29 protein-coding genes and 1 pseudogene are annotated in these 26,833 nt (G+C 42.7%); 17 read left to right on the plus strand and 13 right to left on the minus strand.

The features are described 5' to 3' along the window. Nucleotides 1-115, plus strand: a pseudogene (locus tag E2K74_RS13240) (IS5/IS1182 family transposase); the annotation flags it as partial. Between the two features lie 136 nt (nucleotides 116-251). After that, entirely contained in the window at nucleotides 252-1,094 is an 843-nt protein-coding gene (locus E2K74_RS13245) for a universal stress protein (protein WP_151203149.1), read from the plus strand. Nucleotides 1,095-1,264: 170 nt separating this feature from the next. On the opposite strand, the gene E2K74_RS13250 is transcribed toward E2K74_RS13245, so the two are convergent. From E2K74_RS13250 to E2K74_RS13285, 8 genes are all read right to left on the minus strand, one after another. Next, nucleotides 1,265-1,930 carry an O-methyltransferase gene (locus tag E2K74_RS13250; protein WP_151208120.1) on the minus strand — a complete coding sequence of 222 codons (666 nt, stop codon included), beginning with the start codon at nucleotides 1,928-1,930 and terminating at the stop codon, nucleotides 1,265-1,267. A gap of 132 nt (nucleotides 1,931-2,062) precedes the next feature. Further along, complete coding sequence (locus E2K74_RS13255; protein WP_151208121.1) at nucleotides 2,063-2,779, minus strand: D-Ala-D-Ala carboxypeptidase family metallohydrolase; 717 nt, start codon at nucleotides 2,777-2,779, stop codon at nucleotides 2,063-2,065. 141 nt (nucleotides 2,780-2,920) lie between these two features. Beyond that, nucleotides 2,921-3,244: a ferredoxin FdxA gene (gene fdxA, locus E2K74_RS13260; protein ID WP_004973093.1), complete on the minus strand. Its 324-nt coding sequence runs from the start codon at nucleotides 3,242-3,244 to the stop codon at nucleotides 2,921-2,923. 204 nt (nucleotides 3,245-3,448) lie between these two features. Continuing rightward, a complete protein-coding gene (mutS, locus tag E2K74_RS13265) occupies nucleotides 3,449-6,028 on the minus strand; it encodes a DNA mismatch repair protein MutS (RefSeq protein WP_413773047.1) in 2,580 nt (859 codons plus the stop codon). Between the two features lie 542 nt (nucleotides 6,029-6,570). After that, nucleotides 6,571-6,984 carry an HIT family protein gene (locus E2K74_RS13270; RefSeq protein ID WP_151208123.1) on the minus strand — a complete coding sequence of 138 codons (414 nt, stop codon included), beginning with the start codon at nucleotides 6,982-6,984 and terminating at the stop codon, nucleotides 6,571-6,573. 31 nt (nucleotides 6,985-7,015) lie between these two features. Next, on the minus strand, nucleotides 7,016-7,285 hold the full coding sequence (locus E2K74_RS13275) for a YARHG domain-containing protein (RefSeq protein WP_151208124.1): 270 nt from the start codon (nucleotides 7,283-7,285) through the stop codon (nucleotides 7,016-7,018). Between the two features lie 86 nt (nucleotides 7,286-7,371). Then, nucleotides 7,372-8,244 (minus strand): NAD(P)-dependent oxidoreductase, encoded by an 873-nt coding sequence (locus E2K74_RS13280; RefSeq protein WP_151203143.1) that lies wholly within the window; start codon nucleotides 8,242-8,244, stop codon nucleotides 7,372-7,374. Between the two features lie 65 nt (nucleotides 8,245-8,309). Beyond that, complete coding sequence (locus tag E2K74_RS13285; RefSeq protein ID WP_151208125.1) at nucleotides 8,310-9,407, minus strand: alpha/beta fold hydrolase; 1,098 nt, start codon at nucleotides 9,405-9,407, stop codon at nucleotides 8,310-8,312. Between the two features lie 142 nt (nucleotides 9,408-9,549). Between E2K74_RS13285 and E2K74_RS13290 the strand changes: the two genes are divergently transcribed. The 9 genes from E2K74_RS13290 (at nucleotide 9,550) to trpB (ending at nucleotide 17,261) form a co-directional block, all read left to right on the plus strand. Next, complete coding sequence (locus tag E2K74_RS13290; RefSeq protein ID WP_151208126.1) at nucleotides 9,550-10,737, plus strand: O-succinylhomoserine sulfhydrylase; 1,188 nt, start codon at nucleotides 9,550-9,552, stop codon at nucleotides 10,735-10,737. Between the two features lie 28 nt (nucleotides 10,738-10,765). Then, nucleotides 10,766-11,095 carry a YbaB/EbfC family nucleoid-associated protein gene (locus tag E2K74_RS13295; protein ID WP_151208127.1) on the plus strand — a complete coding sequence of 110 codons (330 nt, stop codon included), beginning with the start codon at nucleotides 10,766-10,768 and terminating at the stop codon, nucleotides 11,093-11,095. A gap of 13 nt (nucleotides 11,096-11,108) precedes the next feature. Next, entirely contained in the window at nucleotides 11,109-11,705 is a 597-nt protein-coding gene (gene recR / locus E2K74_RS13300) for a recombination mediator RecR (protein WP_151203139.1), read from the plus strand. Between the two features lie 179 nt (nucleotides 11,706-11,884). Further along, nucleotides 11,885-13,027 carry a ribonuclease D gene (locus E2K74_RS13305; protein ID WP_151208128.1) on the plus strand — a complete coding sequence of 381 codons (1,143 nt, stop codon included), beginning with the start codon at nucleotides 11,885-11,887 and terminating at the stop codon, nucleotides 13,025-13,027. Between the two features lie 129 nt (nucleotides 13,028-13,156). Then, nucleotides 13,157-13,465, plus strand: a complete 309-nt coding sequence (locus tag E2K74_RS13310) for a YcgL domain-containing protein (RefSeq protein ID WP_151208129.1) — start codon at nucleotides 13,157-13,159, stop codon at nucleotides 13,463-13,465. Nucleotides 13,466-13,486: 21 nt separating this feature from the next. After that, nucleotides 13,487-13,870: a hypothetical protein gene (locus E2K74_RS13315; RefSeq protein WP_151203136.1), complete on the plus strand. Its 384-nt coding sequence runs from the start codon at nucleotides 13,487-13,489 to the stop codon at nucleotides 13,868-13,870. 21 nt (nucleotides 13,871-13,891) lie between these two features. Next, the gene (locus E2K74_RS13320; protein WP_151208130.1) at nucleotides 13,892-14,743 is read left to right on the plus strand and encodes an AAA family ATPase; all 852 of its coding nucleotides are present in this window, start codon (nucleotides 13,892-13,894) and stop codon (nucleotides 14,741-14,743) included. 12 nt (nucleotides 14,744-14,755) lie between these two features. Continuing rightward, nucleotides 14,756-15,943, plus strand: coding sequence for a vWA domain-containing protein (locus tag E2K74_RS13325; protein WP_151208131.1), 1,188 nt, complete (start codon nucleotides 14,756-14,758; stop codon nucleotides 15,941-15,943). A gap of 109 nt (nucleotides 15,944-16,052) precedes the next feature. Next, nucleotides 16,053-17,261 carry a tryptophan synthase subunit beta gene (trpB, locus tag E2K74_RS13330; protein WP_151208132.1) on the plus strand — a complete coding sequence of 403 codons (1,209 nt, stop codon included), beginning with the start codon at nucleotides 16,053-16,055 and terminating at the stop codon, nucleotides 17,259-17,261. Nucleotides 17,262-17,390: 129 nt separating this feature from the next. Here trpB and E2K74_RS13335 read toward each other — a convergent pair whose 3' ends face one another. From E2K74_RS13335 to E2K74_RS13345, 3 genes are all read right to left on the minus strand, one after another. Next, complete coding sequence (locus tag E2K74_RS13335; protein ID WP_151203132.1) at nucleotides 17,391-17,822, minus strand: CBS domain-containing protein; 432 nt, start codon at nucleotides 17,820-17,822, stop codon at nucleotides 17,391-17,393. A gap of 101 nt (nucleotides 17,823-17,923) precedes the next feature. Then, complete coding sequence (locus E2K74_RS13340) at nucleotides 17,924-18,241, minus strand: DUF2750 domain-containing protein (RefSeq protein ID WP_227548040.1); 318 nt, start codon at nucleotides 18,239-18,241, stop codon at nucleotides 17,924-17,926. A 230-nt stretch (nucleotides 18,242-18,471) separates the two neighbouring features. Continuing rightward, the gene (locus tag E2K74_RS13345; protein WP_151203130.1) at nucleotides 18,472-18,705 is read right to left on the minus strand and encodes a hypothetical protein; all 234 of its coding nucleotides are present in this window, start codon (nucleotides 18,703-18,705) and stop codon (nucleotides 18,472-18,474) included. Nucleotides 18,706-18,931: 226 nt separating this feature from the next. Between E2K74_RS13345 and E2K74_RS13350 the strand changes: the two genes are divergently transcribed. Both E2K74_RS13350 and E2K74_RS13355 read left to right on the plus strand, forming a co-directional pair. Then, nucleotides 18,932-19,291, plus strand: coding sequence for a hypothetical protein (locus tag E2K74_RS13350; RefSeq protein ID WP_151203129.1), 360 nt, complete (start codon nucleotides 18,932-18,934; stop codon nucleotides 19,289-19,291). Nucleotides 19,292-19,387: 96 nt separating this feature from the next. Further along, complete coding sequence (locus tag E2K74_RS13355; protein WP_151208133.1) at nucleotides 19,388-19,711, plus strand: hypothetical protein; 324 nt, start codon at nucleotides 19,388-19,390, stop codon at nucleotides 19,709-19,711. Here the strand turns inward: E2K74_RS13355 and E2K74_RS13360 are convergent. Together E2K74_RS13360 and E2K74_RS13365 are read right to left on the minus strand one after the other, a co-directional pair. Continuing rightward, nucleotides 19,708-21,210 carry a M16 family metallopeptidase gene (locus tag E2K74_RS13360; RefSeq protein ID WP_151208139.1) on the minus strand — a complete coding sequence of 501 codons (1,503 nt, stop codon included), beginning with the start codon at nucleotides 21,208-21,210 and terminating at the stop codon, nucleotides 19,708-19,710. The genes E2K74_RS13355 and E2K74_RS13360 overlap by 4 nt on opposite strands. Before the next feature lie 8 nt (nucleotides 21,211-21,218). Further along, on the minus strand, nucleotides 21,219-22,616 hold the full coding sequence (locus E2K74_RS13365) for a M16 family metallopeptidase (protein WP_151208134.1): 1,398 nt from the start codon (nucleotides 22,614-22,616) through the stop codon (nucleotides 21,219-21,221). 175 nt (nucleotides 22,617-22,791) lie between these two features. On the opposite strand from E2K74_RS13365, the gene ftsY reads away from it, so the two are divergent. The 4 genes from ftsY (at nucleotide 22,792) to E2K74_RS13385 (ending at nucleotide 26,392) form a co-directional block, all read left to right on the plus strand. Then, complete coding sequence (ftsY, locus tag E2K74_RS13370) at nucleotides 22,792-23,907, plus strand: signal recognition particle-docking protein FtsY (protein WP_151208135.1); 1,116 nt, start codon at nucleotides 22,792-22,794, stop codon at nucleotides 23,905-23,907. 176 nt (nucleotides 23,908-24,083) lie between these two features. Further along, nucleotides 24,084-24,773 carry a nitroreductase family protein gene (locus tag E2K74_RS13375; RefSeq protein WP_151208136.1) on the plus strand — a complete coding sequence of 230 codons (690 nt, stop codon included), beginning with the start codon at nucleotides 24,084-24,086 and terminating at the stop codon, nucleotides 24,771-24,773. Between the two features lie 183 nt (nucleotides 24,774-24,956). Beyond that, complete coding sequence (locus E2K74_RS13380) at nucleotides 24,957-25,550, plus strand: nitroreductase family protein (RefSeq protein ID WP_151208137.1); 594 nt, start codon at nucleotides 24,957-24,959, stop codon at nucleotides 25,548-25,550. A 173-nt stretch (nucleotides 25,551-25,723) separates the two neighbouring features. Further along, nucleotides 25,724-26,392, plus strand: coding sequence for a DUF2057 family protein (locus tag E2K74_RS13385; protein WP_151208138.1), 669 nt, complete (start codon nucleotides 25,724-25,726; stop codon nucleotides 26,390-26,392). The last annotated feature ends 441 nt before the right edge of the window (nucleotides 26,393-26,833 follow it).

The raw sequence follows: 26,833 nt of genomic DNA on the forward strand, positions 1-26,833 counted from the left end.
ATTTGCGAGATTAAAACATTTCCGTGCTATTGCTACCCGATTTGATAAGCTTGCACGAAATTATCAGTCTATGATTTACATTGCTTGCATGTTTATTTGGTGTAAAGCCAAATGAGGACACGCCCTAGTTTAATCACATAAAAATTAACATATTTCAATTTAAGCCATACAGATTTTGCTGCACATTGTTAAGAACATATGCTAAGTTAAAAATAACTAAGAAAATTTTATTATAATGAGAGGGGCTAAACATGAAACGTGTCATTGCCTGCATAGATTCCTCACCCTGTACCAATGCCTTGGCCGATGCTGCCGCCTGGATTGCCAGAAAGACCGGACGTGAGCTGGTGCTGTTACAGGTCGTGGACTATTATCCGGCCAGTTATCATCTGGGGGAAATCAGTGGGGTCATTGGCTTTGAAAGTAATGCGATGTTGCTTAAAGAACTGGCGGAGCTAGAACAAAAACAAAGTGAGATTGCACTTAACTATAGTAATAATTTACTTCAGCATATCTCTGACCGTATTTTTAAGGAATATAGCATTCCGACTACGCATATTCAGGAAAAAGGGGATTTTCTGGAACAGAGCTTTCAGATTTTACGACCTGATGATATTGCCGTAATCGGATTAATTGGAGAACGTTCTGCCGAAAAAAATAAACCCGTTGGCACCAACGTGGAAAACTTTATCCGTGGCGCCAATTGTACGGTCATGACGGTAGGAGAGCAATTCAAGCCACCTACACGTTTTATCTTTGCTTATGAATACTCTCCAACCTGCCTTAAAATGATGAAACGGGTTGCAGAAAGTGATTTGTTACGTCAGCTAGAGTGCCATTTATTATATATTGGGGATCATGTGGAGGTTCTGAATGAACCTCTGCAATATTTAACTCAGGCTGGACTCGAAGTGATTCCGAAATACCGTTATGGAGAGGTGGCTGAAAATATTTTGTCCTATCAGCAGGAGCAGGGCATCCAGCTGATTGTACTGGGCGCATTTAGTCATAGCAAAATTCATCAGTTTTTCCTGGGAAGTATTGCCACCACAATTTTCCGTAATTCAAAAGTGCCTTTACTGGTCGTCAAGTAAGCAAGAGGGTAAACATAAGACAGAATTTAATCACCAGATTATTTGTTACAGATTGATTTAAAAATAACCAGAGTTATCCTCATAAATTGTGGATAACTCTGTGGTTATATTTTATAAAACCATGTTATTTATAGAAAATATATTGTCGGTTGATTTTTGTGCGTAAGCTTTTATTTCACAATCGCGAGTGCAAAACCATCATGTCCTTTACTGCCTACTGTCTGTAAAGCGGTACAAGACAGAATTTTGGGATGATTTTCCATGGCTTGGAACATTTCCCGAATACCTTCAATACTGGGCTTTTTATTCTCCGGATTAATAATCTCGCCGGCACGAATTACATTGTCCAGAAAGATGATAGTACCGGAACGTGACAGCTTTAAGCTGAGTTCCAGATATTCAGGATAACTTTGTTTATCGGCATCAATAAAAATAAAGTCAAAGGCTTCAGTATCTTCAGGTAATGCCCTCAGGACATCTGCTGCACGGCCACACTTAAGCTCGACTGTTGGTTTAAGCTGGGCACGGTCAATATTTTCCTGGCCCATAGCGGCATGAGTATCTCGTCCTTCAATGGTCAGGATATACCCATCTTTAGGCAGGGCACGCGCCAGCCACATGGTGCTATAGGCAGCAAAAGTTCCCAATTCTAATACCCGTTTGCAGTGGTTCATCTGAATCAGCATTTGCAGGAGCATGCCTTGATTAGGTGCAACTGCAAGATGGTCTGGGAAGCCATGTGCGGCGGTATTTTCAAGCGTCTGGGTCAGGATCGGATCTTCAGGGATTAAATGTGAATCAATGTAACCGTCAATATCTGTCCACATTTGTTGCATAGTATGAGCACCTTTGTTGCGATGGGTGCATTTTAAACTTTTCGCGGCATAGCGCAATTTATTGTTCAATAATTGTATGATTTTTACACTATACAAAGCCACTACTATGCCTTGTATAGCAGAAGTAATGTATTAGTAATTACACATTGAAGAGTTGCGGGTCAGATCAGGACCCCAGGTGCGATAACCCTGAGTATCAATATGAATCTGGCCGGAGGCATATAATCCCAAGCCCATATTCAGGCTTTGACCATGCTGGTTCCAGAATTGACACAATTTAAATTTGGTATTTTCAATATAAGTATAGTCTTGGGCTTGCGGATATTCCGGTCCGATTCTGAAATCAATCGCTGAGTTAAACAGATGTCGGGAAGAATTGGCGCCACCTGCACACCGGTTTAAAGGTAGGTCGCGATAAACTGAAGTCACTTCAAAATCTGTCAGTACATTGGCTGCGACCAGATATTTAAATACTCGTAAAGTCGGTACCTGATTGGCCCATAATTCACGACTTGGAATCATGTATTGTGAGCGGCCGCACTTGGCCCAATCGCGTGCTGTTCGCATCAGCTCGAAACTTGGAATGATATTACCCACCCCATGACGCTCCAGATAAACCTCATATTCACGTACACGTGACAGATTGTCGAGTGCTGAAACCCAGTGTGTATAAACATAAGGAACGGTTTTAGACCGTGCTTTGCGATCGTATTGAACCCGTTCTTGTGGAATATAAATCCGTTTTCCATCTGCAGGGCTTACACGACCGGGTTGTTTTGTGGTCGCACAACCCACAAATATCAGCGGGATTAGGCATAGACCTAAAAGTCCCTTTGAAAATTGCTTCATTTAAAGAAATACAAGTGTTTATAAAATAGCGCTATTCTAGACTAAATATGCGGAGAAAATTGGAGAATATTGCAATGAAATGTGTGTTATGAGTATAAAAAAAAGATCAGTATGTACTGATCTTTTTTAAAATACGCTAAATTACTTTTCAAGATATTGTAATTTATCAGGTTTACCGTTCCATTCTTCACGGTCAGCAGGCTGGTCACCGATTTGAGTGATATTTGGCCATGTTTGTGAAAGTTCAGCGTTTAATTCGATAAACACTTCTTGGCCTTCTGGTAATTCATCTTCGGAGAAAATTGCATTGGCAGGACATTCAGGTTCACATAACGCACAGTCGATACATTCGTCTGGATTAATTACAAGGAAGTTAGGGCCTTCATAAAAACAGTCTACAGGGCAAACTTCCACACAGTCTTGATATTTACATTTAATACAATTTTCAGTGACAACGAAGGTCATGGCGACAGCTACCTAAAAAATATGGTTCTAATTACGAATGCTGTATTTTAGGCAAAAACGGAGGGAACTAACAATTCCTTTTATTGATATTTGTTATAGATAGGGCTGTTAAATTTGAAAAAAATTAAATTATACGGATAAATGGCTAAAAATGAGGAAACTCATGGCCAGAACCCTAGAAAAATCAGGGTTCTGGCAAAGAGATTAGCCTGGTTGTTTCATCAGATCTTTTAAAGCATACAATTGTTGTAGCGCCTCCCGTGGACTCAGATTGTCAATATCCAGATCTTCCAGCAGCTCCAGCGCTGGCGACGTTTTTTCAACCTCAATGATCTTTTCCACGATTTCAGGTTCGGAAAACAGATCATGCTGTGGACTGAAAGGTTTCACCTGATGCTGCTTTTCCAGAGCTTTCAGACGATTTTGTGCTTCTTTAATGACTGCCGCAGGAATGCCAGCCAGTTTGGCAACCTGCAAGCCGTGACTCTGACTGGCCGGACCATGTTGAACTTTGTGCAGTAAAATCAGATTGCCATTCAGTTCTTTGGCAGTAACATGGTAATTGTCGATACCTTTTTCCCGGTCGAGTTCGGTCAGTTCGAAATAGTGCGTCGCGAATAAGCACAAGCATTGAATGCGCTTGGTCAGATCTAGCACACAAGCCCAGGCTAATGACAAACCGTCATAAGTACTGGTACCGCGACCGACTTCATCCATCAGAACCAGTGACTGGCTGGTGGCATGATGTAAAATCTGCGAAGTTTCAGTCATTTCCACCATAAAAGTTGATTTGCCAGTAGAAAGGTCATCTGCAGAGCCAATTCGGGTGAAAATCCGGTCAATCGGACCAAGTACGGCCGATTGCGCGGGCACATAACTACCGCAGTAGGCCAGCAAGGCAATCAGGGCAGTCTGGCGCATAAAGGTCGATTTACCCCCCATGTTTGGACCGGTAATAATCGCCATGCGATGTGCGTAATCGAGCTGGGTATCATTCGGGGTGAAGGCAGTTTTGCTTAAAGCTTCAACCACAGGATGGCGCCCAGCAATGATTTTAACACCAGTTTCAGGACTGAATGTCGGTCGTGACCAGTTACGCAGTCGTGCCTGATAGGCAAAGTTTGCCAGCAGATCAATCTGGGCAATAGCACTGCTCATCATCTGTAAGTTGCCAATATCTTGCCGTAGTTCATCCAGAAGCATTTCAAACAGCATTTTTTCGCGGGCAAGCGCACGAGATTCGCTAGACAGTACCTTATCTTCAAAAGACTTTAATTCTGGCGTGATATAACGTTCGGCATTTTTCAGGGTCTGACGGCGGATATAATGTTCAGGGGCCTGTTCTGCCTGCGAACGATTCAGCTCAATATAATAGCCGCTCACTCTGTTGTAACCGATTTTCAAGTTGGGAATACCGCTTTGTTCGCGCTCCCTGATTTCCAGATCAATCAGGAATTGACCAGCATGGTCCCGAATTTTACGCAATTCATCCAGCTCGCTGTCAAAGCCTTCCGCAATGACATTGCCATCACGCAGTAACACAGGCGGATTCTCTACGATCGCAGACATAAGCCGCTGATGCAGCCCATGAAAATCCCCAAGCTCTTGATTTAGCTGTTGTAACAAGAAGGATTGTGGTTGGCTGATTGCCGGTTGCAGGGCATGTCTTAAAAATGGGATTTGTGCACAGGCCTGGCGCAGTTGGACCAGATCGCGTGGACGGGCACTGCCTAAGGCAATCCGGCTTAACACACGCTCAATATCACTGATTTCTTTTAATATCAGGCGTACAGGGGTTTCATGAAAACCGTCCAGCAAGGCCTGTGTGGCATCCAGTCGCTCATCTAAAACCGCCGTATCTCGTAAAGGCTGCATCAGGGTGCGGCTAAGTAGGCGACCCCCCATCGCCGTCTGGCAGTCATTGATCAGTTGAAACAGTGAAGTACCATGGTCAAAAAGCGGTTCAATCAGTTCCAGATTACGACGGGTGACAGGGTCAAGTGCAATAAAGTCCGAGCTTTGTTCCAGCTGAATCGTGCGGATATGCGGTAAAGCCGTTTTCTGGGTTTCTTTGGCATAGTGAATTAAAGCAGCGGCGGCGGCTTTGGCCAAAGGCAAGTGATCAATGCCAAATCCTGAAAGGGTGCTGACCGCAAACTGGTCACACAAAGTTTTTTGAGCATTGTTCAGGTTGAAGTCAACATTCGGGCGTTTGGTCACCGGCACATCAAGCTGTTTTTTAAGTTGCTCAATGATCTCTGGATCTGCAATATTTTCATCTAAAACAATTTCGCTTGGCATCAAGCGTGCCAGTTCAATGGCCAGCTGGTTAAGGTCATAGTCCTGCTGCTGGACTTTAAAGAGACCTGCACTCAGATCTAAGAGTGCAATCCCGATCTGCTGTTGCTGAATACATAAGGCGACCAGATTGGAAGATTGGTGAGCGCCTAAGAGAGCATCATCCGTTAAGGTACCCGGGGTAATAATACGTACCACACCACGCTCGACCGGTCCTTTACCTGTAACTTCACCGATCTGCTCGCAGATCACCACAGTTTCGCCTTTTTTTACCAGACGGGCCAGATAACCCTCGGCTGCATGAAAAGGTACGCCAGCCATTGGAATCGGCTGGCCATTGGCTTTACCGCGATGAGTCAGGGTAATACCTAAAATTTTTGCAGCCTTATGGGCATCTTCAAAAAACAGTTCATAGAAGTCACCCATCCGATAAAACATCAATGAGTGTGGATGTTGCATTTTGACCGACATGTACTGCTGCATCATCGGTGTAAGCGTGGATAGGTCAGGGATTATATTTTCTGTTTTCACCTTATTTAGCACCCTTAAATCTATTAATATTTACAATAAATTGCATAAAAAAATCCTGACAAATCCCGTTAAATCTTTTTGAAACCTGATTAATCTAATCAGTAAGTGTACCTTCTCAGGGTTCAAGTTTCTAATACCAAGCATTAGATAGCGGATGTTTGAGCTTCTGAGCAGGATTCTAGCAAAAACTGCGTTGTAAGTTCTAAGAGGATTTTTAGGTGAGTGAAAAAGAAACGTAATTAACAATCTGCTGCGATTGCCTCATAGTAACCGAGTCAATATACATACCCAGGCAACAGAATTTTTGTGGCCAATTAAATTTTATTTTTTGAATAGCGAATAGCCGCGGACTATAGTGAGGTTATTAATTTATAATCTTAAATGCGGTTGGAATTGTCTCAGCGCATGATTGAAATAATTAAAAATAAAAGATTATAGTGCCTGAAATAGCATAAAAAATGGAGCTATTTAGCTCCATCTTTAAATTGATTTCGTACTTAAAGTGCAGCTTTAATTTTTTCAGCAAGCGCCTTGATTTTCTCTTGATCACCCATCTGTGCAGCATGTTTGCCCAGGTTATGCAGAGAAGTCGGTACGAGATGGAAATGCACATGTGGTACGGTCTGACCTGCGGCTGCACCTGATAACTGCATCAAGACAATTCCATCTACGCCTAAACCTTTCTCAATAGCTTTCGCAATTTTCTGTACGATCTGAATAGTATAGGCTGCTGTTTCTGCCGGCAGATCCAGCAGCGTTATTGCTGGTGTTTTGGGAATGATCAGGGTATGACCATCTGCCTGAGGCATAATGTCCATGAATGCAAGAACCTGGTCATCTTCATACACTTTAATGGCAGGAAGCTCACCACGTAAAATTTGTGCAAAAATATTCTGATCATCATAAGTCATAGTTACATTCCTTGAAATTATTGAAACTGTATTATTTACAGTTCAATTCTTTCTGACGTTCCTTGATCGCGTCAAGCCGTTGTTGCTCTTTTTCAGAGAATTTTGGCTTGGTGGTATAGCAATTGTCATTACCAAACTTGGCCTTGGCTTCAGGATCTTTAAAACAGAAGCCTTTAGATGCATAAATGACATCATGATCATTTTTCAGTTTTTTGCATTCCTGTTCAGATGCAAGTACCGATGTTGAAGCCCCAAACAATGTTGCAAAACCTACTAATGCTGCAACAGATAATTTTTTCATAGCAATTTCCTCTAGCTTATTCACTCAGTGTGACTGCTTTATAGTCACAATATGTGGTTTTATTATCATTATTCAATGGCGAGATATTACTCAATGGTAATTTTACTCCATGATTCATACATTTTCACGGCAGTTGAAAAATCACTATTTTTATCTGATAGGCTGTTTGCCGCCTGAATCAGATTCTGTGCCAGTGCCAGAACAGGTACTGAAAGTTTGGCTTCTTGCGCCAGATCTATGGCAATGCCTGTGTCTTTGGCTAATAAAGGCAGAGCAAAGGTCAGCGGGAAACTGCGATTTAAAATACGCTGTGGAATCACGGTTTCAGTCACCATACTTTTACCGCTCGATGCATTAATACAATCCAGTGCTTCACTCAGATTAACACGGTGTGCTTTTAAGGTGGTCAAGCCTTCGGCCGCTGCGCAAAGGTGAGCGGCCATTAACATATTATTCACCGCTTTGACTGCAAAACCAGAGCCGGATTCCCCGACATGCTTGATTAGCTTGCCAAAAGCCTGCATGGCTGGCAGAGCTTTTTCAAAGCCTTGGGCATCACCGCCGACCATCACGGTTAACGTGGCATTTTCAGCGCCAATCGTCTGGCCGCTTACCGGCGCATCCAGAAAAATAACGCCCTGATCACTCAGTTGAGTGACCAGTTTACGGGCGGATTCAGGCACACCACTGGTACAATCTACCCAGATAGAACCTGCTTTAAGCGGCAGGTCTTTTAAGAGATGTTCAACATCCGCACTGGTGGGGAGGCAGGAGAAAATAATATCAGCCTGAACAGCCTGCTCCAGAGCAACCGCCTGTGTAGCATATTCAGCGGCATGTTGTTCAGCCTTGGCAAAAGTCCGGTTCCAGACATAGACCGTATCGAAATGCTTGGGCAGATGCGCTGCCATACGATAACCCATTGCACCCAAACCAATAAAAGCCACTGACTGAATCATGTTTATCCTCTGAATATTCTTTCTGATTTAAAGCTAATTTTAAAAAACTCTGGATCCCCGAGCGGTCAGGCATTAAGTCGTGTGGAGCGGTGTGCCAGCCAAGCGGTTAATTTAGGCCAGAATGTATTGGCCGCTTTCTGGTTAGACATCAGCCCCAAATGGCCCCCTGGGATAAGAGTAAACGTCTTATCGGTACTGCTTGTCAATTCCATCAAAGGCTTAGCTGAGTGCTTGGTGACAATCTGGTCGGTTTGGCCTGCGCCTACCAATAAGGAGCAGTTGATATTTTTCAGGTCGATGGTTTGCCCCTTTAAAGTCATAGAGCCTTCTTTCAGAGGATTCTGTAACCATAAATTCAGCACCATGTCCTGATTGATTCCACCTGGATAATCAATCATTTTGTTGAGAAAATTGCCCATGGTGGCATGTTCATAGACATCTTCTACATTTTCCAGATTCAGTAAAAACTGCTTCTGGCTTTTAAACCAGCCAACAGGGTCCAGTAATTTAAAGCCAAGCGCATTGAGGACTCCCGGTGAATGGATATAGAGTTTTGGAATCAGGCCTTGATAGAGGGTATGTTGCAAGTTTTTATTTTTAGAAATTAACTGATTGGCGCTCCTAAACAGTTTACCAATACGACCAGAAGCATAGCTGTCAATCGGGCTGCCGAGTATGATCAGATTTTTAACATGTTCGGGTGAATGCAGGGCAGTATAGAGCGTGACAAAAATTCCGGCCATACTCCAGCCATGCAGCGAAATAAACTGGCTGCCAGAATGAGCGCAAATGCGCTCAATTGCTTGCGGAATTGCGCCGTCAACAAAGGATAGGAAATTTAAATGGCGATGTTTATAGCGAAAACGTTTCCATTCCACCAAATACACCTCAAAGCCACTATGCTGAAAATGTTTGACTAGGGAGCGATAAGGATAAAGGTCGTAAATATCCATATTGATTGCAAGTGGCGCGATAAAGACCAGTGGCTCACGATATTTCTTGTCAGGAGAGGCATAATAACGAATCTTGCAGAATTCAGTGGCGGCAATATATTCAAAAGGTGTTTTTTGCGAAAGAATCAGGGTAGATGAATTAAACAGACGCGTATTCAGATGTTTTAATTTTTTCCGCTGGCGCTGAATATTTTGTTTTAATTGAATCATGTAAATAAATTATCCGTATTCGGGAAGATTTGATCGAAGTCTAAGCAATATTTGCTTATTATACCTTGACCTGAAATAGCTTAGGCGCTCAAAATGTTGGCAAATTTTTACAAAAGGCAGTCCCTTGGACTGGGGTAAAGTGATGAGCCAGCAAGATGATATTTCCTACCAGTTAGAAACCTTAGCCATTCGTACCGGTCATACCCGTAGTTTTGAAGGCGAGCACGGCGAACCGATTTTTCTAACATCTTCATTTGTCTATGAGAATGCGGCCGAAGCGGCAGCAAAATTTTCAGGCCAGGAACCGGGCAATATCTACTCCCGCTTTACCAATCCAACTGTGGCCACTTTTGAAAAACGTCTGGCTGCACTCGAAGGTGCAGAGCGCGCCGTTGCTACCAGTTCAGGTATGGCAGCCATAATGGCTGTGGCAATGGCTTTTTTAAAAGCAGGCGATCATGTGATCTGTTCACGTGCAGTATTTGGCTCGACTGTATCTTTGTTTGAAAAATACGTGGCTAAATTTGGCGTGGCTGTGGATTTCGTCGACCTGCATGATATAGCGGCCTGGAACAATGCTATTAAGCCACAAACCAGACTGCTCTTTGTTGAATCTCCATCAAATCCTTTGGCAGAAGTGGCGGATATTCAGGCGCTAGCAGATATTGCGCATGCAAATGATGCCTTGCTAGCAATTGATAACAGCTTCTGTACGCCTGTATTACAACAACCCATCAAATTTGGTGCAGACTTGGTGGTGTATTCTGCGACTAAATATCTGGATGGTCAGGGGCGTGCTCTGGGCGGTGCAGTTGTGGGGGACAATAAGCTGCTTGAAGAGGTTTTCGGTTATGTACGCACGACGGGCCCATCTATGAGTCCGTTTAATGCTTGGGTCTTTTTGAAAGGTCTGGAAACATTGCGCTTACGTATGCGTGAACATTCTGCCAATGCACAAAAATTAGCCGAGTTCCTGAATGCGCATCCGAAAGTAGAAAAAGTCTATTATGCAGGCCTGCCTGAGCATGTTGGTCATGAGCTGGCAGCAAAACAGCAAACTGGTTTTGGCGGTATAGTCTCTTTTGTGGTGAAGGCGGGCCGTGAAGGTGCATGGAAAGTAATTGATAATACAGACTTTATCTCGATTACCGGTAATCTGGGTGATGTCAAGTCAACTATTACTCATCCGGCAACCACCACACATGGCAAACTGTCTCCAGAAGCCAAAGCTGCAGCAGGTATTTGCGAAGGTTTAATTCGCATTTCTGTCGGTTTGGAAGAGATTGATGATATTATCCGTGACATTACACGCGGTTTAGATCTAATTTAATTTTATAAATATATGTTCGGAGATTTTTATGAACATTAATATGTTGATGCAGCAAGCGCAGCGCATGCAAAAAGAAGTTGAAAACAACGTGAAAAAGGCCAAAGAAGAGCTTGCGCAAACTGAAGTGCATGCTGAGGCTGGTGGTGGTTTGGTAAAAGTAACCATGACTGCACGTAATGTAGTGAAACGTATCGAAATTAACCCTGAACTTCTTCAGGACGATCCTGACATGATCGAAGACCTGATTGCAGCTGCTATGAATGATGCAGCACGTCAGGCTGAAGCCATTTCAGAAGAGCGCATGAAAGCAGCAAACTCAGGCATGGGCTTGCCACCAGGTCTGGCTGGTTTATTCTAAGGAAGAGTGCGCAATGTTTAGTGATCGTTTTGATCAACTCGTTCAAGCATTACGCATTTTGCCAAGCGTTGGGCCGAAATCGGCTCAGCGTATGGCTTTGCACCTGATCATGAAAAACCGTGAAGGTGCGATTGGTCTGGCACATGCTTTGACTGAGGCGACCAATCATATTCATGAGTGCTCTATTTGTCATTCGCTGACCGAAGATGAGGTCTGTAATATCTGTACCTCCTTGGAGCGAGATGATGAATTGCTGTGCGTGGTAGAATCACCTGCCGATGTGATGGCTATTGAGCAAAGTGGCAGCTTCCGGGGTAAATATCATGTTTTGGGTGGGCACTTGTCACCACTTGACGGGATTGGGCCGGAAGAAATTGGCATTCCTTATTTACTGCAGCGTTTAAGTCAAGGGCAGATTAAGGAAGTGATCCTGGCCACCAATGCGACTGTAGAAGGACAGGCAACAGCACATTATCTGGTTGAAGCCAGCAAGCATTTAGCGGTGCAGATGACGCGTATTGCTCAAGGTGTGCCTCAAGGAGGCGAACTGGAGTATGTGGACAGCCATACGCTGAGTCAGGCCGTGCATAACCGCATGAGGATTAAATAAAATTTGTATAACTGAAGGTGTGAGTTTAATAGGAAAAAGATATTAATTTATACCTAACTACTCCTTACAAAGTAAATTATTTTAGATAATTAGTCGCATTAAGTATGTTTTTTTATATAAATATTTTATATATTAGCTAGTATTCCGCTATCGAGCATCTATCCTTAGACTCAGCCTTTATGTTTCAGTTTATTCAACACCAAAACGACCTGTATCCTGTTCTGGATTTAATGGATCAAAATTCAATCTATGGTCTGGATACCGAGTTTATCAAGGTAGATACCCTGTGGCCCAAACTCGGTGTTTTTCAGATCAATGTCGACAATCAGGTTTATCTTCTGGATGGAACCACTCTGGATCTGACTGAGTTTTTGCACAAAATTTTTAATGCTCAACAGAATGTTTTTCACGCCTGTAGCGAAGACATCGACCTGATTTATCATTATACCCAGCAAAAAGCACTGGAGAATGTTTTTGATACGCAGGTGGGTATGTCATTTTTGGGTCATGGTCTGCAAGTCAGCTACCAGAATGCCTTGAAGCAGATGCTGGAAATAGATATTGAAAAAGACCAGACCCGCTCCAACTGGCTGGCGCGTCCTTTAAGTAGCGAGCAGTTACTGTATGCGGCCAATGATGTACATTATCTGATGCAATTGGCTGAAAAAATCAAACAGGATTTAAACAGCAAATCCCTGCTTGATTTTGCCTTACAGGATTGTCAGTTCCTGACCCGGGAAATAGGGGAAGAAACACCGACTGCCTTGCTGTATCAGGATGTGGGAAATTACCGGCATTCTCGCCGTCAGCTTATGCAATTACAGCAGCTGGCAGTTTGGCGTGAACAGATTGCCAAGGCTTTAAATCAGCCACGCAGCTTTATTCTGAAAAATGCGACCATGATTGATCTGGTTGAGAAATTTCCGCGCAATAATTTTCAGTTGAGCCAGGTGAAAGATATACGTGCCAATATTGTACGTGATCATGGTAAAACGATTCTGGACTTATTGAAATTCCTGCCAGAACAGTCGGACTGGCCATTACGTCTGGCTCGTCCAATCCGTCATTCTTCCAGAGAAGTTGGTGATAAAATTGATCTGCTTATTCAGCAGGTCTCTGCTGAAACCACCATTCCTAAGGAAGTGCTGATGCGTAAAAAATGGCTAAATGCCCTGTATCAACATGTGGTCTTTCATAAGGATGAACAAGAGTTGCCGGATTATCTGCTAGGCTGGCGCTATGAACTGCTGACCTTACCGCTACTTCGGGTGCTGCATGAGGATGAATCTTATCTTTCGACCCAGATGAAAGTCACGGAATGACTGGGGAAAGAATTGATTAAAGATAAAGCAATTATACAAAATCACGACTGATGCATTCGGCAAGGCTAATGTATCTGTCTTTTTTTTAATGTATCCTTGCGGTTGTTTTTAAGGAAAGTCGTTTAAAACATGCAAGTGTCTATCTACAAATCCAGTAAAAAAGATGAAATGTATCTTTATGTGGCGCGTCCTGCAGATGAGGGCGAAACTGAAGAAACATTTGAGCCGCTCGAAGTCTTGTCTGAGCCGGTACGTGTAGCATTTGGGCGTGCAACTTTTGTCATGCACCTTGAATTGAATGAGTCGCGCAAACTGGCGCGTGCCAATGTCCTGCATGTAATGGACTCCATTGTGACTCGCGGTTTCTTTTTGCAAATGCCGCCAGAAGGCCTGATCAATCCAAATGCAGTAGCGCCTGAAGGATTGCGTGGTGCCTAATATGAATTCAGGAGTTGTGAGATGAATGGTTATGTAAACGTATTAGATTCAATTCCTGAACAGAGTATTGCAGTAGCCGTGTATCTGCTTGGCAGTCTGATTGCCTTACTTTGCTGGTATGGGGTAACCAGACGTCTGCCGAGAGTAATGGGCAGTTTTTTATGGTTACTGGCCTTCGCGGTTTTATTAACCCCCACCGTTTCTGAAGGCCCGAATGCCTCGGTTGCCCCGGCAATTTTCGGTCTGCTATTTGGAGTTTTAACCAAGGAGCAGGAGCTGGTTTGGATTAATGCGTCACTTATTTTATTTGTCATTGGCCTTGGATGTGTGATTGGCTATTGCTGGTCCAGTTATATATCGAAAAAACCGGATACGACTTTAAACAAGAAAAGTTCACCGTTGTAAGTAAAAAAATAAGGTTAAATCATGTCTGCTGATATTCAACAATTTTCAGGTACAGATCAGTACATTGCGACTGACAGTCTAAAGCTGGCCGTAAAAGCTGCGCGTAGTTTGCAAAAGCCTTTACTGGTCAAAGGTGAGCCGGGGACCGGTAAAACCCTGCTGGCTGAACAGGTGGCACACAGTTTGGGATTGAAGCTGATTACCTGGCATATCAAGTCGACCACCAAGGCACAGCAGGGATTGTATGAATATGATGCAGTTTCTCGTTTGCGTGATAGCCAGTTGGGCGATGATCGGGTCTATGATATTAAAAACTACATCAAACCAGGTAAACTTTGGGAAGCTTTTACCAGTGAAGAGCGCTGTGTTCTGCTGATTGATGAAATTGACAAGGCCGATATCGAGTTTCCAAATGACTTGTTGCATGAACTCGATAAAATGTCGTTCTATGTTTACGAAACTGGCGAGACCATTACTGCGACCCAGCGTCCAATCGTCATTATTACCTCAAATAATGAAAAAGAATTGCCGGATGCATTTCTGCGCCGTTGTTTCTTCCACTATATCGAATTCCCGGATGAAGCCACCATGCGAGAAATCATCGATGTGCATTTCGAGAATATCTCTGCCACATTGGTGAATGAAGCTTTACAAGTCTTCTTTAAATTACGTCAGATTCCCGGTTTAAAAAAACCACCTTCAACTTCTGAACTGATTGACTGGCTCAGCCTGCTCATGGCCGACGACATGCCGGAAGGTGTGCTGCGTAATGCTGATAAAACCAAAGCCATTCCGCCACTCTACGGCGCACTCATCAAAAACGAGCAGGATGTACAGCTGCTTGAGCGTCTAGCCTTTATGTCACGCCGTTAGGGGGAAACAGGCATGTTTGTGCGACTGTTTTATACCTTGCGCCGCTATGGTGTGCCGGTTTCGACCCGTGAACTGATTGACCTGAATCAGGCAGTAGCTGCCGGAATTGTCTTTGCTGATCAGGATGAATTCTATCAGCTGGCCAAAACTATCATGGTTAAGGATGAGCGTTATTTCGACAAGTTTGATCGCGCCATGAAAGACTATTTTGATGGTATTTCAACCTTTGATCTGGATGAGCTGTTGAATCAGGTGCACAAACTGCCTAAAGACTGGTTTGACCTGGAATTACTGGAAAAGCATCTGACACCTGAACAGCGTGAAGAGCTGAAGAAAGCCGGTTCGCTGGAAGAGCTGATGAAAATGCTGGAAGAGCGTCTGCGCGAACAGCATAAAAAACATCAGGGTGGTAACAAAATGATTGGCACGGGCGGGACTTCTCCCTTTGGTGCCTATGGTGATCATCCGGAAGGTGTACAGATTGGCGGGCCAGGGCGTAAACGCTCTGCAGTAAAAGTCTGGGAGCAGCGTCAATATCGTAATCTGGATGATGACCAGCTTCTGGGTAGCCGGCAAATGCAAATGGCGCTGCGCCGTTTGCGTAAATTTGCCCGTCAGGGAGCAGCGGAAGAGCTGGATATTGATGGTACGATTCGTGAAACAGCCAAGCAGGGCATTCTGGATGTACAACTGGTACCAGAGCGCCGTAACCGTATTAAAGTACTGATGCTGTTTGATATCGGTGGTTCCATGGATGCGCACATTGCCCAGTGTGAAAAGCTGTTTAGTGCAGCCAAGACCGAATTTAAGACCCTTGAGTATTTCTATTTCCATAACTGTGTGTATGACTACGTCTGGAAAGATAATGTTCGGCGTTCCAGTTCACGCATGAATACCTGGGATCTGTTCAATACTTATGGCCGAGACTATCGGGTAATTGTGGTGGGTGATGCCAGTATGGCGCCTTATGAATTGAATTCGGTAGGCGGCTCAGTTGAATATATGAATGACGAGGCTGGACAGGTCTGGTTACAGCGACTGCGTCAGCATTTTGATAAAACCGCTTGGCTCAATCCGGAAGAAGAAAGATACTGGCATTACACCCATACCATCGGGCTCATCAAGCAGATCTTTGAGGGGCATATGTTCCCGATGACCTTAAAGGGTATTGAAGATATGACCAAATATCTTGCCCGTTAATTTATTTTTTATATCAATGGTTTAAGTTTTGATTGCTCAAGCTGTTGCTTTCACGCTTATAAAGTAAAGCAATTGAGTGCTCATCTATATTTCACAGTTAAGGATTACTATGGATCATCAAATTAATGGCATTGCGCTGCCAAATGAAGAAGGCTTCTTTGGCCAATATGGTGGTCAGTTTATTCCGCCTGATTTAAAACAGGCCATGAATGATATTAATGTTGCCTATCAGGAAATTCGCCAGACTGAAGAATTTCAAAATGAACTGAAAGAGCTGTTTGCTCATTATGTAGGCCGTCCGAGCCCTTTATTTCACGCCAAGCGTCTCTCTGAGCAATTGGGCGGTGCGCAGATCTATTTAAAACGCGAAGACCTGAACCATACTGGTGCTCATAAAATCAATCACTGTCTGGGTGAGGCACTTTTAGCCAAATATATGGGAAAGACCAAAGTCATTGCTGAAACCGGAGCAGGCCAGCATGGTGTAGCACTGGCTACGGCATGTGCCTTGGTTGGTATTCCATGTGAAATCCACATGGGACAGGTGGACATCGAAAAAGAACATCCAAACGTCGTCAAGATGAAAATTTTGGGTGCTCATCTGGTGACTGTGACTCGTGGTACCGCAACTTTAAAAGATGCGGTTGATAGTGCCTTTGAGGAATATTTAAAAGATCCGAAAAACTTTATTTATGCGATTGGTTCTGTGGTAGGGCCACATCCATTCCCAATGATGGTGCGTGATTTCCAGTCCATTATTGGTGAAGAAATTAAAGTTCAAACGCATGAACGTTTTGGTGCAAACCCGGATTATGTGGTTGCCTGTGTCGGCGGCGGTTCAAATGCTGTAGGTGCATTTAGTGCTTTTTTAAATAATCCCGAAGTCAAACTGATTGGAGTGGAACCGGCAGGTCATGGTCTGAATACCGATATGCATTCAGCAACCTTGACTTTGGGTAAGCCGAGCCAGTTGCATGGTATGGCCTGTTATGTGCTGGAAGATGAACAAGGTGAGCCTTTGCCTGTGCATTCAATTGCCTCAGGCCTGGATTATCCGGGTGTGGGACCGCAGCATAGCCTGCTTAAGGATTTGGGGCGGGTAGAATACACTACAGCGACAGATCAGGAATGTCTGGATGCCTTTATGACCTTGTCACGTGTGGAAGGAATTGTTCCAGCTTTGGAAAGCTCACATGCAGTTGCCTGGGCGATTCGTGAAGCGGGCAAGCTGTCAAAAGAGACAAAAGTTGTGGTGAACCTGTCTGGCCGTGGTGATAAAGATTCAGACTATGTTGCAGAGAAACTGGGCTTAAATTAATAGCCTGAGTTCAGCTAAAGATCCCAGCCTAGTGCTGGGATCTTTTTTTTATATCTCATCATTTTAAAATCATTACAAGCCAATAATGCATAGTTGGAATGAGATTTCTTTGAATACTTTAAAGAAAGCTTAGCCCGAAATATATTGTTGTAGTTGATCAATCAATTGCCGTTGATCTTCCATGGTTGCTTTGACCAGATCACCAATTGAAATCAGGCCTATCAACTTTTCATTTTCAACCACAGGCAGGTGACGTAAATGATGATCAGTCATCAGCTCCAGACAGTTTTCGACTGTGCTGCCTGTAGTTACAGTAATCACTTTAGGCGTCATAATTTCATTCACGGTTGTATCGACAGAAGATCTTTGCATAAGGGCAATTTTACGAGTGTAATCCCGCTCTGACAGAATGCCGACCACTTTGTCTTCCTGAGTCACGACCACCGCACCAATTCCTTTATCTGCCATTAGAGTGATGGCTTCCAGTACGGTTGCATCTGGATGAATGGTATAAATTACCTGGTGTACTTTGGCTTTGAGCACTTGTGCCACATTGGTCATTCTATTGGATCCTTTCGTTCATTTATTATTGGTTTTAGAAGAAATATAAACTGATTATCGCTAGTTACTTCTTAGTTTAGTCTTTATAAATAACATGTTATTCAGGCAATGTGCAGTCTCTGTTGAGAAAAAAATAAGTAACGCATCTGTTCTGTAGTTAATTTCAGTTTTGATCCGTTTGGATTACATAGAGCAGGAATTACATTAAGGCGCGTTAGGGTAGGCAGCAGATTGTTCTCAAAATCCTCTGAATTGATTTTGCGTGGCTCATAATTTGGCCAGTGCTGTTTGGCATAATTTTTAGCATCTAAAGGGTTAAGCCAAAATGGAAAGATACAATCCTCATGATCCCGCATCATGGCCCAACCCTGATGATAGACGCCCCACAGGATGCCACAATACATCAGGGATTTGAGCATAGTCACTTTCAGCAAATTTTTTTTGCAGATCGGATTGTACTGAATAAGATTGGGATAGGTCAGCTTAGGTATTGTCATTAGAGTAAAGTACGTATTGGACTTGGGTGCTATTTTAGGAAATCTGTATGAAATTACTGTTTCAGCTTTGCAAGCAATCGTAATAAAGTATGTAAGTGTTAGTAGTTTATTGAAATATAAGATGAAAAAAACGCCACCGAGGTGACGTTTTTTTATGCTTGCATCGTGGCCATACTCTGCCAGTACTGGGCTTTAAGAGAATCCCGTTCTACACGAAAACCCTGGTAATACAGTTCTGCTAAAAAGAGAGCTGCTTTACCATGACCAGCACGCGCTGCATCTTCTAGTTGTTTGACTGCATCTACAAAGTTCATTTGTGATTGGATCGTGTTGACTGCATCAGCATACAGATGCTCTAAGTCATGTTGAGAGATTTGTTGTATCATATAAAAACTCCTTAATTTTAATTATGATTACAGGATCGACTTTAACTAAGTCTACATACAAGTATATCTAAGTATTATTAAACTAATATTACAGAATGATTGAAAAGTCAATTATTGTTGAAGCTTTGTTATCAGCATTATAGTTTACATGATTAAACTATACACACTTATAATTTTTAATAGTATAAATTTTAATAAGACAAGAAACAAGAAAGGAGAAAAAATGATGAGCACAAGAATATTGGATGGTATTACTTTTGACATGCCACCTACAGCTGGTCAGGTCCTCCAGCTTGCAGACTTACATCGCCAGAAACTCGATAATGTGATTTATGATAGGCATGCACATTTAGGGCATTTTGGGCTGGCTCAGCGTAAAGAAGTTTATGATTTCACCCGTGCCCTGGATGAGAATCAGCGAGCACAGTTTTATAAACTCTACAATACTGAACTGGTCCGAATTGCAACAGAAGACCGCTGGCATCCACCAGAAGCAGAGGCAGGTCTAAGCAAATTTGCAATTTTCCTGGTTCTTGCTCTGGTAGCGTTTGTCATTGCCTGGAGCGTGTTTGAGCGGTTGAATTAATCGCTGTATAACATTTCAGCAGGTGATGGATATTCGGATTCATGACTTGAACTTCAGTAACCGCAGCCATACACTACTTTTAACTTGAGGTAGTGTATGGCTATAGACAGCAAAAAAATTAGTGATTTTTTCAGCAAGATTCAGCTTGAACAAATTTATAATACGGTTGTGATTTTTATTGTTGTGGTGATTTTAGCTCTAGCCACCTTTGCATTGTATCGTCCTTTAACAGCGGCGCAGTTGAATCAGTTGCTGCAATTGTCCGAGCAGCATAACTTGCCAGAAACCCAGGACATGGCACAGCTGCTATTAAAGCAAGAGCAGATTTCCCGAGGACAATATCTAAAACTGATGCAAGCCTATCAGCGAGAGTCTTTACGTGCGCATCAGCTGCCACCAATCTCTCTAGAAAATCCCTAGTTTTTACTGGATACTACTTCACCAGAACGGGTCTCAAGCAGATTGTGTTGCAGGTGCATTTTTAGTTGAGCACTGTCCAGCTCCTTGCTGACTATCACCAGACTGACATTTTCCGGATGTAAGTGCTTGCGCACTGAATCTTGTACATCCCTTGCACTGATTTTGCTGAGTCGCTCAGGATAGCTAGATAAATAATCTGCTTTCTCATCATAAAAGCCCATTGTGCCCAACTGGGCATTAATGGTTGCATTGCTGCTGTAGTTGTTAGGAAAGGCGCGCAACATGCCGGCCTTGGTTTCCTCCAGGCGCTTTTGATCAATAGGTTGCCGGACAAAATCAATAAATGCCCGATGCGCGACTTGTATACTCTCAAGAAGTTGATCCTGCCGGGTAGAATATTGAAAACTAAATACCCCCGGTGCCTGACTAAAAGTAAAGGAGCTGTTGGCACTATAAGTAAAGCCTCGTTTGATGCGTAACTCCTGCATCAAGGCCGAGTTAAAGCCTCCGCCGCCAAACATCCGGTTGGCGACTTCAAGCGCCAGACGGTCTTCACTAGAGCGCGTTGGTCCTAAATGCCCGAAAATGACATACGCCTGCGAAGACTGATAGGGTAAATGTACCACCTCCAGACCAGTTTTGAGTTCAGGTTCAGGTAAAGGTGCAGCTTTTGAACCTTGCCGTATGTTGCCTGCAATGCGTTCTGATAAATTTAATGCCTGTTTTGGAGTGAGTTTTCCGGTAATCGCAATATTCATATTCTGTGCGACCACAAACTGATCACGAAATTTTTTCAACAAGTCGGCTGTTATTTTTCTGGTACTGCCTTGCGTCCCACTAATTGGTTCTGCATATGGGTGTTTACCATAAAGTGTACGGTAGAAACGGATGTTCATTAAGCGGCTTGGATTTTCTTGTAGCTGTTTCTGGCCCACCTGGGTATTACTTAAGACAAGGTTAATACTGGAGCTTTTAAAGGAGGCATGATTCAGTATTTCCATCATCATGCTTAAGGCAGGTTCCAGCTTTTGAGGATCGGATAGTGAACGTAAACGGACAATGAACATATCCCGATAAGCTTGCATACTCAATTGTGCACCAGCCTGATCAAGTACGGCAGCAATCTGATTGGCGGTATAATCTTCTGTACCTTCACGCATCAACTTGGCTGCCATATTCGATAGTCCGTATAAGCCGGGTGCAATTTCCTGATCACGTGCTGCGCCCGCATTAAAAGTCAGCTGAATATCGACCATAGGCAGATCCCGAGTTTCTACAAACAGGGTGCGTACCTTGTAACGATTGTTGAGATCATGAATATGAGGTGCCTGGAAGGTCTGTTCTAAATTCAGCTTCTTTAAACTTTGTAATAGTGGAACTGATGTCAACTGATCAGGAGAGCTGTTTACACCAACTTCGGCATTTAAATAACTTTCTGCCCACAGAGCAGGACTAAAACTCACACTGACTAGCAAAAGAAAACAGCGAATAGAAGGCATATGCGTCATTATTGTTGGCTTTTCTGTTCAGGCATAATGTAGAGCGTACTCAGATTATCACGCACAAAGTAGGTATTTGCTACATGCTGAATATCTTCGGCACTGACACTTGCATAGTGTGTGGGTAATGCATCAATCAAGCGGTAACTTAAACCGTTGACCTCCAGATTGCCTATGATTTTTGCCTGCCCGGCAATATCATCCTGGCTGTAGATTAAACTAGAGATAAAGCGCGTGCTGATGCGTTCAAGTTCCTGTGTGGAAACTATTTGAGTTTTTAACAGTTCAATTTCCTGCTGAATGGCTGTTTGTGCTTCTTCCAGAGAAATGTCAGGGGCTGGCAAAGCTGAAATCCCAAAGATACTATCGCCGCGATTATAAGGATCATAAGTGGCGCTAACAGAGGTCAAGACTTTGCGATCACGTACTAAACGATCTTGCAAGCGTGAAGTAATCCCACTATCCAGCAGGCTGCGAATAATACTGAGGGTATAGGCATCTTGGGGATTTTTGGCACTCGCCAGAGACTTTACATTCCAGGTCATATACAGGTTTGGTACCTGTACATCGGTGGTTATTTCCATATGCCGATAGCCCGGCTGTTCAAACTCCAGCACATCATTACGGGCTGGTGTAGGGCGTGAAGGAATATCGCCAAAATATTTTTGTACCTGATGCAATGCAGCTTCTGATTCAACATCTCCGACAATCACCAGAATGGCATTGTTGGGTGTATACCAGTCGCGATACCATTTTTTCACATCATTTAACTGAATATTATTCAAAGTTTTCATATGGCCAATCACTGGCTGGCGATAATGACTGGTGGGATAACTAATCCATTTAAAGCGTTCAAAAGCACGTGCGCGAGGATTGTCTTCGGTACGTTGACGCCGTTCTTCCATGACTACTTTGATTTCAGGTTTGAAGTCCTGTTGCCTTAATAAAAGATTACTCATGCGATCAGCTTCAAGTTCCAGCGCTAAGGGAAAGTAGGCTTTGGGATAAAGCTGATAATAATTGGTGTAGTTGGTAAAGGTCGCTGCATTGATGCTGCCACCATAGAGTCGGCTAAGGCGAGTAAATTCATCATTAGGAACCTTGGTTGTGCCTTTGAACATCATATGTTCCAGGACATGAGATACACCCAGAATATTGCCGGATTCGTCTGAGCTGCCTACTTTGTACCAGATATGGGTCATCACCATGGGCGCGCGATGATCTTCCCGGATAATCACTTTTAAACCATTGCTTAAAGTGGTTTCAAAAGTCGTACGTGAAAGTTCACTGCTGGTTTGAGCATAAGCTTGGGTTAAACCCAAACTTATGAGAAGAGTGGCGACAGGATAAAAACTCTGTCTGAGTAATTTAAAATAAGAGGAAGTGGTAAGTCGGGAGTTGAACACTCGATCTTCCTGAATATATTTGTATTTATCGTTATTTTTAATAAATGTCGGACTGAAAGCAACCACAGCTTGTAACTTTTTGCTGTCTTTGTTGGGCGATTGGATTGCTAGCTCAAAAAGGCCCAAGTTATGGTAGAATCCTATTTTTTAACGCAATGCTTTTCAAGGATTCGGCATGCAACAGCAATCTACTGGGCAAAACAAATTTTTGATTGATGCTGATATCGGAGATGATGATGTCACATTACCGAGTTTACCTGCGGTTAATGTGCCGATTGTAGAAGCATCAGTAGAGACACAGGGCAGTGAGACCCTCCCATCGACCCCTGGAACAGAGGATGTTCAGGCAGAAGAATCTGCTGCAAAAGGTGGTTTCTTTAGTCGGATGAAAGAAGGATTAACCAAGACCCGTAAAAACCTTGCGGATGGTATGGTGAATATCCTGATTGGTGGTAAAGAAATTGATGATGAGCTATTAGAGGAAGTCGAAGAGCAGTTATTAGTGGCAGATATTGGAGTAGAAGCCACTAAAACAATTATTGCCAACCTGACGGAGCGTACTGCACGTGGTGATCTGATTTATTCACATTCACTTTATAAGGCACTTCAGGAAGAACTGGTGGCTTTACTGGCGCCACGTGTCAAGCCTCTGCACATTGATCCGAACAAATCACCATATGTGATTTTGGTGGTAGGGGTGAATGGCGTAGGTAAAACTACAACTATCGGTAAGCTGGCAAAACGTTTGCAAGGTGAAGGTAAAAAAGTCATGCTTGCGGCGGGCGATACTTTCCGTGCTGCGGCAATCGAACAATTACAAATCTGGGGTGAGCGTAATAATATTCAGGTTGTGGCCCAAGGTCATGGTGCTGACTCCGCCTCTGTCATTTTCGATGCATTTGAAAGTGCACGTGCCAAAGGTGTGGACGTATTGATTGCTGATACTGCCGGACGTTTGCATAACAAAGGTCACTTGATGCAGGAGTTGACCAAAGTAAAACGTGTTATGCAAAAAATCGATGCGACTGCACCTCATGAAGTCATGCTGGTGGTCGATGCCGGTACAGGTCAAAATGCGATTAACCAGGTTGAAATGTTTGATGAAGCAGTCGGCTTAACCGGCTTAACCATCACCAAACTCGATGGTACAGCTAAAGGTGGGGTGTTGTTTAATATCGCTAGCCGCACTCATGTACCTATTCGTTTTATTGGGGTGGGTGAGAAAATTGATGACTTACGTCCTTTCTCGGCCAAGTCTTTTGTAGCTGCGCTTTTTGAAACTGAAAAATAAGGAATGCAGGCTGCATCACATAAACTCCGCTAAATGCGGAGTTTATTGTTTTTAAAGAAATTAAGTGTTTTAAAAAACAACACTAGAAATTTCAGAAAACTAATCTGCTGACTTAAAGCCATTATAATTGTAGGGAATTTGCCAGATGTAATATAGCTCGGGCTTTGGGGGATAAGATGGCATTGCTTAACAAGATTGGTCATGTATTAACAACCGATTTAACTAAAGATTTTAAAATTTCAAGAAAACAAAAAATATCTGAACATCAGCAGATACCATTTGTTGAACAGTTAAAAAAACGCCGTAGTATCTATCAATTAGGAAAACGGGTGCAGCATAGTCAGGCTTATCTGACCGAACTGATTGAGGAAGCCGTAAAAAGTTGTCCTTCCGCATATAATGCTCAAACTGCGCGAGTTGTGGTGTTATTTGGTGATTCACATCATCAGTTCTGGGATATTGTAAAAGATGTACAACGACAGTATGTACCTCCCCAGATTTATGAAGGCGTTGAAATTAAGTTGAATCAGTGCCGAAATGCCTTGGGAACGATCTTATTCTATGAAGATCAGCAAGTGATTCAGCAGCTACAAAAGAAAGTACCATTCAGCGCAGAAGACTTTCCGGTCTGGTCTGAGCAAAGTTCGGGTATGGTGCAATATGCAGCCTGGACGGCTCTTGCATCTGCTGGCGTGGGGGCTTCACTACAGCATTATAATCCGCAGATTGATCGCCGGGTTGGTGAGCATTTTCAAATAGATCCAAACTGGCTGCTGCGGGCTCAATTATGTTTTGGTTCAATTGAAGAAACTATCGCAGAAAAAGTAAAGCAGCCGGAGCAGGAGTTTTTTCAGGTTTTTAGCTAAATTTAAATTATGTCAAGCAAGACGAAGGGGCCAAGGCGCCAGATACAATTCATCAATTTTAGTGCTATAAAGAATGTTCTATAAATAAAACGCATTGTTATTGAAATAAGGCTGTTTAAAAGCAGAAAAATGCCTAAGATGGCTTTATTAATTTTAATAAACAGAATAGATAAAGGTGAATTCATGGCATTTTTGAATGAGATCAAACAACGTCGTACTATTTATGCAATTGGTAAAAACGTGAGCCTGGAACAGGCAGAAATTGAAAACATTATTAAAGATGCAGTCAAGCATAGTCCGTCAGCTTTTAACTCCCAAACTTCACGTGTCGTGATTCTGTTCGGTGAGTCACATGAAAAGTTCTGGAATATTGTTCGCGAAACCTTACGTGATCTCATATCTGCTGAGGCTTTTGAAGGTACCAATACTAAAATTAACAGTTTTGCAGCAGGTTATGGCACAGCATTATTTTATGAAGATCAAGATATCGTAAAATCTCTGCAAGAACAGTTTGCACTCTATGCAGATCACTTTCCGGACTGGTCAGAACATTCTACGGGTATTGCTCAGTTCGCAACCTGGACAGCATTAGCAGAAAGAAATATTGGGGCTTCCTTGCAACACTATAATCCAATTATTGATGAAGAAGTTGCCAAAACTTTTAATGTGCCATCTAATTGGAAGCTGCGTGCTCAGTTGGTCTTTGGTTCAATCGAAGCGCCAGCGGGTGAAAAAACCTTTATAGATGATGCTGATCGCTTTAAGATTTTTGCATAATTGGGTGGAAAGCTAAAAAGAAGCACATTGTTGCTTCTTTTTTTATATTTGTCGTTTCTAAAATCTCCAGATTGATGCAACTGCAATATAAATGAAATGTTTGTCATAAAGTTGACATTTATACACGGCATAGTGCAACTGAACTTTTAAGAATCATTCAATGAGTAGAGAGTATGGGTTTACGTATCACAGCAGTGACAATGGCATTACTTGGCAGTACGTCAGCTTTTTCAATGGTCACTTTAACTGTACCTGAAGAAATTAAAATTGTTGCGGTGAATGATCAGAAGGTAAATTCAGGCTTATTACGTTCAAATCAGACTTATAAAATTGATCCGGGCGTGAATACGATTAGCGCCCATTATAATGAGTTCTTTCAACATCATGACAGTTCACATGATATTTTAAAATCGGGCGTGGTAACGATCAAAACTCCAGAATTAAAAGATGGCGAGACTTATAACCTGGCCTTAATTAATGCACCACAAGATTTTGATGAAGCGAAAGCGTATAAAGATCGACCTATTATCGGTTTATATAATGCTAATCAGCAACTATTGGTTCAGCAAGCAGGAGCAAAAGCCTCTTCTAAACGATGGTTTGGAGGTGGGGGTGGGGATAATGCTAACGACTTAAGTGGAGGGGAAGTTACAATACCAGTCAATCAACCCGCAGCTATATATACACAACATACAGTTAAACCTGTGGTTGCAACGGTATCAGCTCAACAGAGCTTGGCTCTAAATAGCAGTAGTGATCAGCAAATGGTTGAGTTATGGAAAAAAGCATCTAAGAGTGAACGCCAGAAATTCATGGCGTGGCTTGCTGAACAGGCTAATTAAGCTTTTAAGAGTTAGGAAATAAGGATCAACAGTAATTTTGATCCTTTTTTATTTAAGAAGTTTGAGCAAATTCACATTTGCTTAAAGTTTAAATGCAGAAGTAGCTAGAAAAACTCTGAAAAAGTGTTAAAAATAACTTTTTGGGTTAAAAAGTAAGCAGGTAGTGGCGTTTTTTGAATATTTTTAAGAAAAGCACTTGCGCTCGTTTTGAAACTGTATAGAATACGCAGCACACCAACGCAATGCACCAAACGAAAAGTTAAGTCATTAAGTTGGACTTAAAACTGACGAGGTTTTAAGAAGATCATTAAGAAATTATGAAGAACAACTTGTGTGGATTTTTACTGGTTGATTGATCGAAATATTATCATTGATTGATTGGTTTAAATTACTCGAAGTTTATTTGAGAGAATTTGTCAGAAAATTGATGAGCCAAGATTG

The sequence above is a fragment of the Acinetobacter sp. RF15B genome (genome assembly GCF_007558235.1).
Taxonomy (GTDB): Bacteria; Pseudomonadota; Gammaproteobacteria; order Pseudomonadales; family Moraxellaceae; genus Acinetobacter; species Acinetobacter lwoffii_C.